The 13,700-nt window shown below is 61.8% G+C and carries 13 protein-coding genes; 5 read left to right on the top strand and 8 right to left on the bottom strand.

The genetic code is table 11. The annotated features are described in order from the left end of the window. Position 1 precedes the first annotated feature (1 nt). Genes ABOK31_RS10480 through ABOK31_RS10470 form a run of 3 tightly spaced genes read right to left on the bottom strand, consistent with a single transcriptional unit; the run spans position 2 to position 4,784 of the window. Positions 2 to 2,827: a DUF4159 domain-containing protein gene (locus tag ABOK31_RS10480; RefSeq protein ID WP_349955981.1), complete on the bottom strand. Its 2,826-nt coding sequence runs from the start codon at positions 2,825 to 2,827 to the stop codon at positions 2 to 4. Beyond that, positions 2,824 to 3,744, bottom strand: a complete 921-nt coding sequence (locus tag ABOK31_RS10475; protein WP_349955980.1) for a DUF58 domain-containing protein — start codon at positions 3,742 to 3,744, stop codon at positions 2,824 to 2,826. Before ABOK31_RS10475 ends, ABOK31_RS10480 begins: the two co-directional genes overlap by 4 nt. Before the next feature lie 26 nt (positions 3,745 to 3,770). Next, positions 3,771 to 4,784, bottom strand: coding sequence for a MoxR family ATPase (locus ABOK31_RS10470; RefSeq protein ID WP_174180298.1), 1,014 nt, complete (start codon positions 4,782 to 4,784; stop codon positions 3,771 to 3,773). A 167-nt stretch (positions 4,785 to 4,951) separates the two neighbouring features. Here ABOK31_RS10470 and ABOK31_RS10465 point away from each other — a divergent pair, with 167 nt between their 5' ends. From ABOK31_RS10465 to ABOK31_RS10455, 3 genes are read left to right on the top strand one after another with little or no spacing between them, the layout of a single operon-like run. Beyond that, a complete protein-coding gene (locus ABOK31_RS10465; RefSeq protein WP_349955978.1) occupies positions 4,952 to 5,575 on the top strand; it encodes a DUF1285 domain-containing protein in 624 nt (207 codons plus the stop codon). Then, positions 5,572 to 6,207, top strand: coding sequence for a CoA pyrophosphatase (locus ABOK31_RS10460; protein WP_349955976.1), 636 nt, complete (start codon positions 5,572 to 5,574; stop codon positions 6,205 to 6,207). The genes ABOK31_RS10465 and ABOK31_RS10460 overlap by 4 nt, the downstream gene beginning before the upstream one ends. Beyond that, positions 6,204 to 7,463 (top strand): CCA tRNA nucleotidyltransferase, encoded by a 1,260-nt coding sequence (locus ABOK31_RS10455; RefSeq protein WP_349955975.1) that lies wholly within the window; start codon positions 6,204 to 6,206, stop codon positions 7,461 to 7,463. Before ABOK31_RS10460 ends, ABOK31_RS10455 begins: the two co-directional genes overlap by 4 nt. A gap of 39 nt (positions 7,464 to 7,502) precedes the next feature. On the opposite strand, the gene ABOK31_RS10450 is transcribed toward ABOK31_RS10455, so the two are convergent. The 3 genes from ABOK31_RS10450 to hemF form a co-directional block, all read right to left on the bottom strand. Then, complete coding sequence (locus tag ABOK31_RS10450; protein ID WP_075851104.1) at positions 7,503 to 7,688, bottom strand: DUF1059 domain-containing protein; 186 nt, start codon at positions 7,686 to 7,688, stop codon at positions 7,503 to 7,505. A 131-nt stretch (positions 7,689 to 7,819) separates the two neighbouring features. Beyond that, positions 7,820 to 8,098 carry a hypothetical protein gene (locus tag ABOK31_RS10445; protein WP_349955974.1) on the bottom strand — a complete coding sequence of 93 codons (279 nt, stop codon included), beginning with the start codon at positions 8,096 to 8,098 and terminating at the stop codon, positions 7,820 to 7,822. Between the two features lie 195 nt (positions 8,099 to 8,293). Then, entirely contained in the window at positions 8,294 to 9,205 is a 912-nt protein-coding gene (gene hemF / locus ABOK31_RS10440) for an oxygen-dependent coproporphyrinogen oxidase (protein ID WP_349955973.1), read from the bottom strand. 171 nt (positions 9,206 to 9,376) lie between these two features. Here hemF and ABOK31_RS10435 point away from each other — a divergent pair, with 171 nt between their 5' ends. After that, a complete protein-coding gene (locus tag ABOK31_RS10435) occupies positions 9,377 to 9,637 on the top strand; it encodes a hypothetical protein (RefSeq protein ID WP_075851865.1) in 261 nt (86 codons plus the stop codon). An 88-nt stretch (positions 9,638 to 9,725) separates the two neighbouring features. On the opposite strand, the gene ABOK31_RS10430 is transcribed toward ABOK31_RS10435, so the two are convergent. Beyond that, the gene (locus ABOK31_RS10430) at positions 9,726 to 10,877 is read right to left on the bottom strand and encodes a hypothetical protein (RefSeq protein WP_349955972.1); all 1,152 of its coding nucleotides are present in this window, start codon (positions 10,875 to 10,877) and stop codon (positions 9,726 to 9,728) included. Between the two features lie 94 nt (positions 10,878 to 10,971). Beyond that, positions 10,972 to 11,451 (bottom strand): tRNA (cytidine(34)-2'-O)-methyltransferase, encoded by a 480-nt coding sequence (locus ABOK31_RS10425; protein WP_174180286.1) that lies wholly within the window; start codon positions 11,449 to 11,451, stop codon positions 10,972 to 10,974. Positions 11,452 to 11,847: 396 nt separating this feature from the next. Between ABOK31_RS10425 and ABOK31_RS10420 the strand changes: the two genes are divergently transcribed. Continuing rightward, positions 11,848 to 13,698: an ABC transporter ATP-binding protein gene (locus tag ABOK31_RS10420; RefSeq protein ID WP_174180284.1), complete on the top strand. Its 1,851-nt coding sequence runs from the start codon at positions 11,848 to 11,850 to the stop codon at positions 13,696 to 13,698. The last annotated feature ends 2 nt before the right edge of the window (positions 13,699 to 13,700 follow it).

Below are 13,700 nucleotides of genomic sequence, written 5' to 3'. Positions count from 1 at the left end.
ACTATTGCCCCAAGCGCTGCAGAATATCGGGAACGTGGACCTGATCGGACTTATAGTTGCCGGTCAGCATGTACATCATGATATTGACGCCGGTGCGATAGGCATATTCGCGCTGGGTCTCATCCGGCGGCACGGTCGGCAGCAGCGGCGAGCCGTTGTCATCGACGGCCCAGGCGCCCGCAAAATCATTGCCCGTGATCATGATCGGCGTCACTCCGTCGGAGGTGGCGACGGCGTTTGCGTCGCGGCGCGCATCCTGACGCGCCTCTACCCAGAGCGGGCTGTCGGCATAGCGGCCGGGAAAGCTCGACAGCAGGTAGAAGGATTTGGTCAGCACATGACCTGCAGGCACCGGCTCCAGCGGAGGGATGTCGAGATTGGCAAGGATCTGCTGCAGCCGCTGGCCATTCGGGCTCGGCGACGAGGTGTCGCCCATCGTGTCGATGGCATCACGCGTGTCGAAAAGGACGGTGCCGCCATTGCGCATATAGGCGTCGATGCGGTTGATGGCATCGTTGGACGGCATCGGCGCGGTTGCTGAAATCGGCCAGTAGATAAGCGGGTAAAAGGCGAGCTCATCCTTGGCGGGATCCACGCCCACCGGCGGGCCGGGTTCGAGCGTCGTGCGATAGGTGAGGTAATCGGAGAGGCCGGCAAGCCCGCGCTCCGAAATATGATCGACGTCCGTTTCGCCAGTGACGATATAGGCAAGATGTGTCTTATCCAGCCGCGAGAAGATGGCATCGTCGCCCGGTTTGGAATCGTTGGCGAGCGCGCCTGTCGGATGCAGGAACACGGCGAGCGAGGCGGCCAGCAGCAGTATCGCCGCACCGCCAGCAATCGTCCTGGCCGATCTGCCCAGGCGCGGGAAGGCGCCATTCATGAACAGCACGATAATGCTGTCGGTCAGCAGCAGGAGGAAGGCGAGGGTGAAGAGGATCGGCTTTGCCGACCATGCTTCGCCGCCGATCAGGCCTTCTTGTGCGATTGTACCAGCTGCGGAGGCATCCAGCGGCTTAAGTGCCGTGCCGCTCGGCAAGGTATTGAGCGCGCTAAAGCCCTCTTCGGAACCATAGAGGCCGGGCGGGTTGTCGAAACTGGCGATTGCCGCTCCGTTGCTGATCGGTTCCAGCGGACGAGCGCTGCCGATCTCGCTGGTGAGCACACCCTTGGCGGTCAAAAGCCGGAAAGGCGGCATGGCTTCGCTCGCCTTGGAGGCAGCCCCTTGCCCCGAGGCGACGCCACCGGCACGCGACAGCTGCACGATACGGCGCAGCATCTCGACGAAATCGCCTGATATCGGCAGATCGGACCATTGCGGCTCAGCGCTGACGTGGAAGAGCACGATGCGGCCGGCCTGCATCTGTTTTTCGGTCACCAGCGGCGTGCCGTCGGCAAGGCTTGCCCAGGTGCGTTCGGCAAGATCCGGCGTCGGCTCGGCCAGAACCTGCCGCTTGATCAGGACATTGTTCGGTTTCGGCATGCCGGCGAAGGGACCGAATGATGGGAAGTCGGCAAGCGGCTGCGGCTCGGCCCAGGAAAGCGCGCCGCCGAATGTACGTTCGCCCTGCCGTAACGTGACGGGAACAAGAGGATCGTCAGCGGGTGCCGCGGCGAGGCGCGGTCCGGCGAAGCGGACAAGCGTGCCGCCATTCTCAATCCACTTCTGCAGCGGCGCATAGGTTTCCTGCGGCAGGCGGCCGACATCGGCCATGATGATGACCGAGGGATTGCCCGCGAGCAATTGGGGGATCGACTTTGCCAGATCGGCGCTGTTGGGCTGGGTCAGATCGGCATAGGGTTGAAGCGCACGCTGGATATAATAGAGCGGTGACAGGATCGGCTGGAATTCGTCGGCGGCCTGACCGGAGAGGAGCGCCACGCGGCGGCGGCGAAAACCGTCATCGAGCAGATAGACGCTGCCGGCGCTTGCCTGGCGGTCGATGCTGATGCGGGCGAAATCATTGCGCATTTCGAAGGGTGCGGCGATTGAACCGGTCGCAACCGTCTGCCCGCCCGCGAAGTCAAGCGAACCAGCGGCGATCGGCCGTCCCTGATTGTCCTGTGCAGTCAGCCCAAGGCGCATCGGGCCGGTGCCGTTCAGCCGCGTTGCCGTAACGGTCATGTTGCTGGCGGTATTGGCCGCGCCGGTAAGCGCGACGATGTCCTGGCCGTTGCCTTCGATCAATCGCAGTTCGCTCGGTTGAAGGGCGGCCAGCCGGCTGACGATATCGTCCTTTTCCTTGCTCTCGACGCCGTCGGAGATGAAGGCGATCGTGCCCGGCTTCGTGCCGTTGAGCGCCGCCTTCACGGCGTCGGCCGCGCGCTGGCGGTCCGGCACCAGCGGCCGCGGATTCATCGCATGCAGCTTGTCGCGGGCCGATGTCGCAGCGCCCGGCGTCGCGTCATTGCCTTGCTCGGCAGTGAAGGAGATGGAGACAGGAATGCCCTTGGCATCGGCATCGTCGATCAGCGCATCGGCGGTGCGCACGCGGCGTTCCCAATCCGAAACGCTCGCCCAGCTATTGTCGATCATCAGCACCAGCGGACCGTTGCTCGAGAGCGTGTTGGTGCGCGGATTGAACATCGGATTGGCGATGGCGAGAATGACAAGAGCGGCAAGCAGCATGCGCAGCAGCGTCAGCCACCATGGGCTACGTGCCGGTGTTTCCTCGCGCTTGAGGATGCTCGCCAGGATGCGGAGCGGCGGGAAGACTTCCGCTCGCGGCTGCGGCGGGGTCAATCGCAGCAGCCACCAGATGACGGGGAGCAGGATGAGGGCTCCGAGGATGGCCGGCGAGGCGAATGCGAAGGAGAGGCCGCTCATGGCTGGCCTCCGGACGCGACCCTGGCGGGCATGCCTGAGAGATACATGTGCACCGCAACCAGCGCTTCGGAGGCCAGCCTGTCGGTGCGGTGGCTGACGAAGGTCCAGCCGAGATGGCGCAGCGACTGGCCGAGGTTTTCGCGGCGGGCGAGATAGGCGCGCTGATAGTCGTCGCGCAGGTTTTCCGCGCGGCCGGCGATCAGCTTCGAGCCGGTTTCGGGATCGCTGAATTCGGTGCGTCCGCTATAGGGAAAAAGCTCTTCGGCGGGGTCGGCGATCTCGATTACGTGACCGCGCAGGCCTCGGCGCGCCAGCGGACCGATCCTGCCCATGACACTGTCGGCATCGTCGAGAAAATCGCCGATCAGCACGATATCGCTCCAGCCGCGGATCATTGCCGTCTGCGGCAGGCCGCCTTCAAGCGGCGTGTGCATCAGCGTGGCCGCCAGACGCTCAGCGGCGTTGCGGGTCGAAACCGGTTCCATGATGCCGGGGCAGCCGATGCGCTCGCCGGAACGGGACAGGATTTCCGCCAGCGCCAGCATGATGACGAGCGCACGGCCTTCCTTGGAAGCATGGCCATAGGTCGACTTGTACATCATGGACGGCGACAGATCGGCCCAGAGCCAGATCGTGTGGGCGGCTTCCCATTCATGATCGCGGATATAGGTATGATCGTCGCGGGCCGAGCGGCGCCAATCGATGCGTGACAGGCTTTCGCCTTCGGTATAGGGACGGAACTGCCAGAAATTCTCGCCGATGCCGCGTTTGCGTCGCCCATGCCATCCGGCAATGACCGTGTTGGCGATGCGTTTGGCCTCGACGAGGCAATCCGGCACGAGGGCGGCGCGACTACGGGCTCGGGAGAGGGCATCATTGCCTGAGGTCGGTCTGACGGTCTGTCCGATGGATGCCACGCGCTATACTCTCCTCGACATCCGGGTCACGACTTCGACTGTTTGACCAGCCCTGAAATGACATCGCGGACGGACATGCCTTCGGCGCGGGCTGCGAAAGTCAGCGCCATGCGGTGTTCCAACACTGGCTCGGCAAGCGCATGAACATCGTCGATCGACGGCGCAAGCCGGCCCTCGTAAAGGGCGCGGGCGCGGGCGCAGAGCATCATTGCCTGGCCGGCGCGTGGGCCTGGACCCCAGGCGACGTGCTTGTCCGTCGAGGCATTGCCCTGGCCGGGGCGGGCGGAACGCACCAGGGACAGGATCGCATCGACCACGCCGTCGCTGACGGGCATCTGGCGGATCAGTTGCTGGATTTCCAGAAGGCGCTCGGCATCGATGACGGCCTGCGGCGTCGCTTCGCTCAAGCCGGTGGTTTCGAGCAGGATGCGGCGCTCGTCGGCAAGCTCGGGATAATCGACATCGACCTGCAGCAGGAAGCGGTCGAGCTGGGCTTCCGGAAGCGGGTAGGTGCCTTCCTGCTCCAGCGGGTTCTGCGTTGCGAGAACGTGGAACGGGGCGGGAAGGTCGTAGCGCTGGCCGGCGATGGTGACGTGATATTCCTGCATGGACTGCAGCAAAGCCGACTGCGTGCGCGGCGAGGCGCGGTTGATTTCGTCGGCCATCAGCAATTGTGCGAAAACCGGGCCTTTGACGAAACGGAAGGAGCGGCGGCCGGTATCGTCCTGATCCATCACTTCGGAGCCGAGAATATCCGAGGGCATCAGGTCCGGCGTGAACTGCACGCGGTTGGAGGCAAGGCCGAGCACGGCGCCGAGCGTCGTCACGAGCTTGGTCTTGGCAAGACCCGGCACACCGACCAGCAGGGCATGACCGCCGGCGAGCACCGCGAGCAGCGTGTTCTCCACGACGCTTTCCTGGCCGAAAATGACCTTCGACACCTCTTCGCGGATGCGGGCGATATCGCTCAGCGCCTTTTCGGCTGAGGCGATGATGGCCTGCTCGTCAAGGGTCGTTTCGGTCGATTTGATCATGCCCATTTGCGTCTCCAATGGCAGAAAAACGGTGCGCGTGATTCGCAGACGTTACACATTTGCCTCATAATCAATACAACTTATCGCCAGCAAGACGGCTGACAAGCACGTTTCAAATGACTATCTCGTGAGAACTGTCATATTCCTGACTAACGACCAACCGGGACAGAAGAATGGCAACCGAGGAAATCAGGACATCGGGCGATGCCGCAAGCCTCGCGGCGCTGATTTCGCGCGCGGCCGGCGATAGCGGCGGCTCCAAGAAGGGCTTGCCGCCCGTCGATCGCTGGAATCCGCCGTTCTGCGGCGATATCGACATGGAGATCCGCGCCGACGGCACCTGGTTCTATCTTGGGACGCCGATCGGCCGTGCGCCGCTCGTTCGGTTGTTTTCCACAGTTCTGCGCAAGGATGACGACGGTAAGACCTATCTCGTCACGCCTGTGGAAAAGGTGGGCATTCGCGTCATCGACGCGCCGTTCGTGGCCGTCGAGATGAGCGTGACGGAGCGCGAGGGCAGGCGCGTGCTGACCTTCCGCACCAATGTCGGCGATGTCGTCGAAGCGGGCAGGGATCATCCGATCCGCTTCGTCATCCGCGGCGAGAACGACGAGCTGAAGCCCTATCTGCATGTCCGCGGGCGCCTGGAGGCTCTGGTCACGCGTGCGGTCATGTACGATCTCGTCGAGCTCGGCGAACCGGTCGAAATCGCCGGACGGGAAATCTTCTGCGTGCGTTCCGGCAGCTCCATCTTTCCCGTCATGCCGGTTGCCGAACTGGATGCACTCACTCGATGAATGAATTCCCCCTTTATTCCGCAGACGAGTTCCGCCGTCGCGCGCTCCACCAGAGCGGTGGGCCGGTGGAGCTTGCCTGGCGCGATCACGGCGATCATCTCCTCAATCCCGAGACCATATCGCAGGTCGCGGATCTCAAACTCAAGGACGCTGCCGTGCTCGTGCCCGTCGTCGACAGCGGCGACGATGCGAAGGTGATCTTTACGCTCAGGACCTCGACCCTGCGTAAGCATTCCGGCCAGATCGCCTTTCCGGGCGGAGCCATCGATCCGGAGGACGCGTCGCCGGAAATGGCGGCAGTGCGCGAAGCGGGCGAGGAAATTGGACTTGCCGACATTTTCATCGAGCCGGTGGCGCGGCTGCCACACTATCTGGCGGCGACCGGCTTTCGCATCACGCCCATTCTTGCCGTGGTGAAACCCGGTTTTCATCTGGCTCTCAATCCGACCGAGGTGGAGGACGCCTTCGAGGTGCCGCTCTCCTTTCTGATGGACCCCGACCACCACGTGACCGACACCATGCTCTGGCAGGGGACGGAACGCCATTTCTATCGCATGCCCTATGGGCAGCGCATGATCTGGGGCATTACCGCGGGCATCGTCCGCACGCTTTATGAAAGGCTCTATACATGACGTCCGTTGCCGATCAGGCCTGGTTTCGCGATGAGGCACTGCAGCGGGTGCTGGCGCTGCTCGATGCCGATGGCGGCGAGGGGCGCGTGGTCGGTGGCGCCGTCCGCAACAGCCTGATGGGGTTGCCGGTCGCCGATATCGACATAGCGACCACCCTCCTGCCGGAAACGGTCGTGGAAAGAGCAGAGGCGGCCGGGATCAAGGCGGTACCAACCGGCATCGCGCATGGAACCGTCACTTTAGTCATCGATGGAAAGCCGTTCGAAATCACCACCTTGCGGCGCGATGTTGAAACGGACGGACGTCGTGCCGTGGTTGCCTTCAGTAAGGATTGGCAAGCCGATGCCGAGCGGCGGGACCTGACGATCAACGCGCTTTACGCGTCCGCCGATGGCAAGGTCGTGGATCTCGTCGGCGGGCTTGCCGATCTGGAGCGGCGCAACATACGCTTTATCGGCGATGCGGCGACACGGATTGCCGAAGATCACCTGCGGATTCTGCGCTTCTTCCGCTTCTTTGCCTATTATGGCAGCGGCCGCCCGGATGCGGACGGCTTGCGCGCTTGTGCTGCCGCAAAATCGAAGATTTCAACGCTCTCTGCCGAGCGTGTCTGGTCCGAGATGAAGAAGCTGCTGGCGGCTGAGGACTTGGGCAGGGCCCTGCTCTGGATGCGCCAGATCGGCATATTGACCGAGGTGCTGCCGGAAACCGAGAAGTGGGGCATCGACGCCATTCCCGGGCTCGTCGCCGCCGAACAGGCTCTTGGCTGGGCGGCGGAGCCTCTATTGCGGCTTGCCGCCATCGTGCCTCCCGATGCGACAAGGCTTGCCAAGCTTGCCGAGCGGCTGCGCCTCTCGAAGGCCGAAGGCGCTTACCTTCAGGCCTGGGCGAACGCACCCGTCGTCAAGGACGATATTTCGGAAACGGCCTTCGACCGCCTGCTTTATCGCCATGATCCGACCGGCGTTGCTGTTCGACTGAAGCTGGCGCTGGCCGTTGCCCGGAGCAAGGCGGAGGGTGATTTCGAGGAGATGGCGCGCGTCGCGCGGCTCGGGAAGTTGCTGGCGCGTTTGGTAAAATGGAAGAGGCCGGCTTTCCCGCTCAATGGCGCGGATGCGCTTGCCGCGGGTGTCACCGCCGGGCCGCGCGTAGGCGAGCTGTTGGCCAAGCTCGAGCAGGAGTGGCTCGATGCGAATTTTGCGATGAACCGGGCGAGCCTTCTCACCCGACTCAAGGATTTGGCCAATGCCTCATAATGAGGTCTGATTGGCGGGACTGACTGGCCGGGCCGCCAATCAGGCTGCGTTGGCCTCGTCGCGAATTCGTGCCTTGATATTGTCGACCATGTTTTCGCGGATGATGGTTTCGCCATGCGCTTCGCGCATGTGCTCGACGGCGCGGCGAACAACCTCGGCGTCATCCTTGGCGCGAGTATGCCAGGCGCAACCGGGTACGAGCGTACCACATTCGAACAGTCGCATATCTTCCTCCTCATTTCTCAATAATTTCCCATCCCTTCATGCGAAGGGCATGAAGGCCTTAACGCAACGGATGAGAAAAGGTTTCTGCCGTCCGGCAAGTCTCTCGCTTGCCGGAGGCGGTGTTCCGGACATCAATCCGGCATTGCCCAGGATTTGAAGCAATCCGACGATTGATATTGGGTGATGGGTGCTTGCCTGGCGGAACGATCGGCCGCGAAGCGAGCGATATCGCTCGGTGATTTGCCTGCCAATTGCATTCTTACCTGCTCGATGAAGCAGGAAAGCGGCAAATCGGACCCGCTGCGGGTTCGCATATCCTCGGCCAGTCGGATGATGAACTCCGGACTATCGACTGTGCGCGAAAGTTTCTGTTCTTTCGAAGCTTCCGTGACTTGTTTGTCTGCTGCCATTACAACCTCCTCCGATTGAAACGAGCATTAGGTCACTTAGGCACTCCTCTCGCCGATTTCAGGGCGTTGTCTGATCATTTAATGTTGAACGCCTCAAGCGCATCGCGATCGTTTGGATTCATTCTCTGCGCTTGAAGTTCGAAGCTTTCTCTACGCTGCTATTGCAAAATCGCCGCCTGTTTTGCGCGACGTGTCTCAGGGCCAACGCACCACGGGCGGCAGAGACGACAGGATCGACTCCACGTTGCCGCCTGTCTTCAGTCCGAATATTGTACCCCTATCGTACAACAAATTGAACTCCACATAGCGCCCACGGCGAATTAATTGCTCGTCGCGATCCTCTTCCGTCCATGTTTCATTGAAATTGGAGCGAACGATGCGCGGATAGACCATCGTGAAGGCACGGCCAACGTCCCGGGTGAAGGCGAAATCGGCATTCCAGCCGCCGGCTTCTTCGGTCGAATGCAGCCAGTCGAAGAAGATGCCGCCAATGCCGCGTGGCTCGTTGCGGTGCTTGAGGAAGAAATATTCGTCGCACCAGCTTTTGTAGTGCTGGTAGTCGGCGACGGCGTGGCGGTCGCAGACGATCTGCATGGCGCGGTGGAAGAGGGCGCTGTCGGGATCTTCCCGGGTGCGGCGGCGATCGAGCACCGGCGTCAGGTCGGCGCCGCCGCCGAACCACTGGCTCGTCGTCACCACCATGCGGGTGTTCATATGCACGGTCGGCACGTTCGGATTGACGGGGTGGGCGATCAGCGACAGTCCCGACGCCCAGAAACGGGGGTCTTCCTCGGCACCCGGAATCTGGCTGCGGAAGTCGGGGGAGAATTCGCCATAGACAGTTGAGGTGTGGACGCCGACCTTTTCGAAGACGCGACCTTCCATCATCGACATGCGGCCGCCGCCACCCTGGCCCTTGTCCCTCTGCCAGTCCTTGGCGACGAAACGGCCCGGTTCCTGGTCGGAAAGGGGGCCGGTCAGCTCGTTCTCCAGCTGTTCGAATTCTGCGCAGATCGTGTCGCGCAGGCCCTCGAACCAGTGTCGTGCTGCCTCTTTCTTTTCTTCAATATCCTCGGGTAATCCCTTGGGAAGATTGGGTCGTTCCATTCATGCTCTCCGACGGTGCGAGCAGCCGGCGGCCCGCGATTCGCACTGTATGTATCGTGATTTGGAATATCAGCAAGATTGCGGCGCAGCCAGTGCAGCAACGTCGCAGGAGAATCGACTCGCAAATTTCACAATGCGGTATTATGTTCCCTCTCTCAAAGGCGAGGTTTTATCATGAGGATACCTGGACCGCCGCCCCTGGATGGGTTGAGAAACAGAATATTCCGTTACCGGCAGGAGCATCCCGCCGGCGGAAAGAGTGAATTCGTTCGCGAGACCTTTTGTCTGAGCCGCCCTGAAGCGCGTGAAAAGGCGCGCGAATGGTTCGACGAATTCCCCAAGGCTGCTTATTGGACCGAAGTCGAAAGCTGGCGTCAGGTCGATGGGGATCGCATCGAATTCACCATGCGGCGCCTGCCATCGGCGGATTGAACTGAACGACATGGCTGTCTGTAGCGCCGCGCTCTTGAGCCGCGGCGCGTTCCCGTGCTTGCGACCGGCTTGCCCTTTTGGCCCCTGCTCAATGCGGCTTGGGTGATTGCCCATCATCCGACGGGTCGGATGATGGAGGCTGGGCTCCGGACTTCGCGGTTGCGGAGAAAGCCTTCTTGACCTTCTCGATCGTTGCCGTGTTTCCGCCTGGCGCCGGAGTTGCGGCAGGCTTTTTCTCCATGCCTGTCGGCGTGGCCACGGTGCTGAGCGCTGCCGCCTCGTGCTCCTCCGCCTTCGGGTCATCGACCATCGGCGATTTCGCGAGAATCTCCATCAATGTGATCGTCACCGGCAGATGGCCGCCGAGATCGGTGTTCGTGTGGTGCCATGCATGTGCAACGCGCTGATCGGCATGAATGAAGCGTCGGGAGTTGATTTCGCCGAACCAGTCCCACTCTCCCATCACATCGACGACATCGGTGAAGACGGGCGGCATGGCGATGCGGGTGCCGATCGTCACGATCTTCGTATGTCGCGCCAGTTCGGTGACCCGCCCTTCATCCTGTTTCCAGAGGTTATGCAGTGCGGCTGACAGCACGAGGTTACCCTTGGAGTGGCCCGTCAGCAGGCGGAAGGAAAGGCGGGGATCGGCAAGAAGCGCCTGCACGGTTCTCGTATCGAGACTGGTGCGGGCAGCAGCCGTCTCGGCCTGCGCGCCGACCTTGGGGCGGCCGGCGAGGTCGTCCAGGCTTTCGAGAAAGGGCCGCAGGCCTTTCAGATGGCCGAAGAAGAACAATCCGCCGAAGGCTTCGGTGATGACGTCGGCTATGCCGTAGCCGGAAACGACGACTGCGACGGGCGCGTCCACTGCATCTGCTACATTGCGGGCGAAGGCGGCCGCACCAAGGGCTGAACCGCCTATGCCGGCGACGGCGAGCGCCCGGGCATCGGCGCCACCACGCAGGACGAATTCATCGATGGTTTCGCAGAGAGTGAGAGCTCCAAGTCCGCTTGGAGGAACGAGCATGATCGCGCCTTCGGCAGCCAGAGAGTCGCTGATATAGAAGGCTTCCTCCGGCGTGATCACCGTGACGTCGTAGAAGAGCGCATCGAGCGCGAGATTGCGCTGGCGCAGGCCTTCGAGAGCAAGGTTGCGGGCAGGAGAGCGCTGCAGCCGTTCGGGGAGGCTCATGCTGCGTGCGAACTGCGTAAGGGAAAGCGTGAATGCCGTCTGGAACATGGGTCACCTCGCCAAGGCTGCCTGAGTTAGAGCATTCCAAGACCAAGCTTCTCACACTTTATTCGGCGTGCCAACGGCTATTCGGGTGCGACATTCAGGCTCGGGCCGAGAGCGGCGACCATTCTATCTGCCGCAGCGCTTCACCTGAAATCATCGCGGCGGACATTGCGACATTGATGGAGCGTTGGCCCTCGACCATGGGGATCAGGATGCGGCCGTCAGCTCTATCGTGGACATGGTCAGGCACGCCGGCGCTCTCGCGGCCGAAGAGGAGAATATCGTCGTCGCGGTAAGCAAAATCCGTATAGCGCTGCGCCGCTTTCGTTGAGGCCAGGACCAGCCTCCGTCCGCTTTCCTGCCTCCATGCCTCGAAGCGCTCCCAATTGACGTGCCTCGCCAGGGTGACTGCGGCGAGGTAGTCCATGCCGGCGCGCTTCAGGTTACGATCGGATATGTCGAAGCCGGCCGGCTCGATGATGTCGACGCCGAGGCCGAGGCAGGCGGCGAGCCGCAGGATCGTGCCGGTGTTGCCGGGAATGTCGGGTTGGTAGAGGGCGATGCGCAGTTTTGTCATGCGCTGCAACTAGCGAAATTGCCAGGACTTGTCTTCGACTTTTCGCGAGCCCGTCATTTCCGTGATGCCTCCCATAAGCAGAATTGAAGGATTCAGCCCATTTTTCAGGCATATTTCGCTTTTCAAACAAGAAAAGTCGCGTTAAAAGGCAAGCGCTCTGCAACTTGCGAAAGAAGGAGGCTCAGATGGATAACTCGTTTGTAATGATGCGCCTCCGTGCCGTGAAGCCACGGATGTATTGAGAGCGCTGTAAGGCGCGTATTCGCAAGTACCCCCCTTCTTTAAAATCATTGCGCGGCCAACATGGCCTCGTCGTTTTACCGCCCGACCACCATATATGCGTGCGATCCTTAGGCGCAGTGGGTGGTCGAAGGGTCGAGTCTTTGGAGCATTTCAATGTTTAGCTGGTTCGAACGCCGACTAAATCCATTCCCGAACGAGGTGCCGGATACTCCGCCGCGCGGCCTCTTCGCCTTCTGCTGGCACTATTCCAAGCCGGCGTTGCCGTGGTTGATCGCCATGAGCATCCTCACCATGTCGATCGCGATTGGCGAGGTGGCTCTGTTCCAGTTCCTCGGCGATATCGTCGACTGGCTGACACATGCCGATAAGGCGACCTTCCTGCAGACGGAATGGCCCAGGCTGTTCTGGATGGGGGCGATGGTGCTGGTCGGCCTGCCGTTTGCCGCGATCCTCGACAGCTTCATCATGCACCAGGTGCTGCTCGGCAATTATCCGATGATCGCGCGCTGGCAGATGCACCGCTTCCTGCTGCGCCACAGCATGACCTTTTTCGCCAACGAGTTCGCGGGCCGTGTCGCCACCAAGGTGATGCAGACCTCGCTTGCCGTGCGCGAAACGGTCATGAAGATCCTCGATGTCTTCGTCTACGTGTTCACGTACTTCCTGTCGATGATCCTCGTCATCGCGGCGGCCGACTGGCGGCTGATGATCCCGATCCTGGTCTGGCTTGGCGTCTATGTCGCCATCGTCGCCTATTTCGTGCCGGTGCTGCGCAAGATCGCCGCACAGCAGGCCGATGCGCGCTCGATGATGACGGGCCGCGTGGTCGACAGCTACACCAACATCGCCACGGTGAAGCTGTTCTCCCATGCTGGCCGCGAGGAGACGTATGCCAGGGCCGGCATGGAGGAATTCCTCGATACCGTGCACAAGCAGATGCGCAAGGTGACGCTGTTCCACGCCTCGGTCTATTTCAACAACTGCGCGGCGCTGTTCATCGTCTCGGCACTGTCGATCTGGTTCTGGCTCAGCGGTTCAATCTCGGTCGGCTCCATCGCCATTGCCATCGGCCTTGCCATGCGCGTCAACGGCATGTCGCAATGGGTGATGTGGGAGGTCTCGGCGCTCTTCGAAAACATCGGCACCGTCTATGACGGTATGGAGATGATGTCGAAGCCGCACGATATCATCGACAAGCCGGCGGCATCCTCGATCGTCGCCAAGCAGGGCGCGATCCGCTTCGACCATATTCGCTTCCACTATGGCAAGGCGAAGGGTGTCATGGAGGATCTGAGCCTCGATATCCGCGCGGGCGAAAAGGTCGGTCTTGTCGGCCGCTCCGGCGCCGGCAAGACGACGCTGATGAACCTGCTGCTGCGCTTCTACGATCTGGAGAGCGGCCGCATCACCATCGACGGCCACGATATCGCGGGCGTCACGCAGGACAGCCTTCGCTCGATGATCGGCGTGGTGACGCAGGATACATCGCTGCTGCACCGCTCGATCCGCGACAATATCGCTTACGGCCGTCCGGACGCGACCGATGAGGAAATCATCCAGGCAGCCAAGCGTGCCAATGCCTGGGACTTCATCGAAGGTCTGGTCGATATGCATGGCCGCACGGGGCTCGACGCGCAGGTCGGCGAGCGGGGTGTCAAACTGTCGGGTGGTCAGCGCCAGCGTATCGCGATCGCCCGCGTCTTCCTGAAGGACGCGCCGATCCTGGTGCTCGACGAGGCAACCTCGGCGCTCGATTCCGAAGTGGAAGCGGCGATCCAGGAAAACCTCTTCGCGCTGATGCACGGCAAAACGGTGATTGCAATCGCGCACCGCCTGTCGACCCTGACCGAGATGGACCGCCTCGTCGTTCTCGACAAGGGCCGGATCATCGAGATGGGCACGCACCAGGAGTTGGTCCAGGAGGGTGGCATCTACGCCGAGCTCTGGAGCCGGCAGTCCGGTGGCTTCCTCGCCGACCACGACGAAGTCGAGGCGGCGCAATAATG

The sequence above is a fragment of the Rhizobium sp. ZPR4 genome, assembly GCF_040215725.1.
GTDB classification, from domain to species: Bacteria; Pseudomonadota; Alphaproteobacteria; order Rhizobiales; family Rhizobiaceae; genus Rhizobium; species Rhizobium rhizogenes_D.
The sequence above is the reverse complement of the archived record's forward strand: the minus strand, read 5'-3'. Positions and strand labels throughout refer to the sequence as shown.

Excerpts from the sequence above, each read along its gene's own strand:
- ABOK31_RS10480 (WP_349955981.1), bottom strand. The coding sequence starts at position 2,827 with ATGAGCGGCCTCTCCTTCGCATTCGCCTCGCCGGCCATCCTCGGAGCC.
- ABOK31_RS10470 (WP_174180298.1), bottom strand. The coding sequence starts at position 4,784 with ATGGGCATGATCAAATCGACCGAAACGACCCTTGACGAGCAGGCCATC.
- ABOK31_RS10465 (WP_349955978.1), top strand. The coding sequence starts at position 4,952 with ATGGCAACCGAGGAAATCAGGACATCGGGCGATGCCGCAAGCCTCGCG.
- ABOK31_RS10460 (WP_349955976.1), top strand. The coding sequence starts at position 5,572 with ATGAATGAATTCCCCCTTTATTCCGCAGACGAGTTCCGCCGTCGCGCG.
- ABOK31_RS10455 (WP_349955975.1), top strand. The coding sequence starts at position 6,204 with ATGACGTCCGTTGCCGATCAGGCCTGGTTTCGCGATGAGGCACTGCAG.
- ABOK31_RS10450 (WP_075851104.1), bottom strand. The coding sequence starts at position 7,688 with ATGCGACTGTTCGAATGTGGTACGCTCGTACCCGGTTGCGCCTGGCAT.
- ABOK31_RS10445 (WP_349955974.1), bottom strand. The coding sequence starts at position 8,098 with ATGGCAGCAGACAAACAAGTCACGGAAGCTTCGAAAGAACAGAAACTT.
- hemF (WP_349955973.1), bottom strand. The coding sequence starts at position 9,205 with ATGGAACGACCCAATCTTCCCAAGGGATTACCCGAGGATATTGAAGAA.
- ABOK31_RS10430 (WP_349955972.1), bottom strand. The coding sequence starts at position 10,877 with ATGTTCCAGACGGCATTCACGCTTTCCCTTACGCAGTTCGCACGCAGC.
- ABOK31_RS10425 (WP_174180286.1), bottom strand. The coding sequence starts at position 11,451 with ATGACAAAACTGCGCATCGCCCTCTACCAACCCGACATTCCCGGCAAC.
- ABOK31_RS10420 (WP_174180284.1), top strand. The coding sequence starts at position 11,848 with ATGTTTAGCTGGTTCGAACGCCGACTAAATCCATTCCCGAACGAGGTG.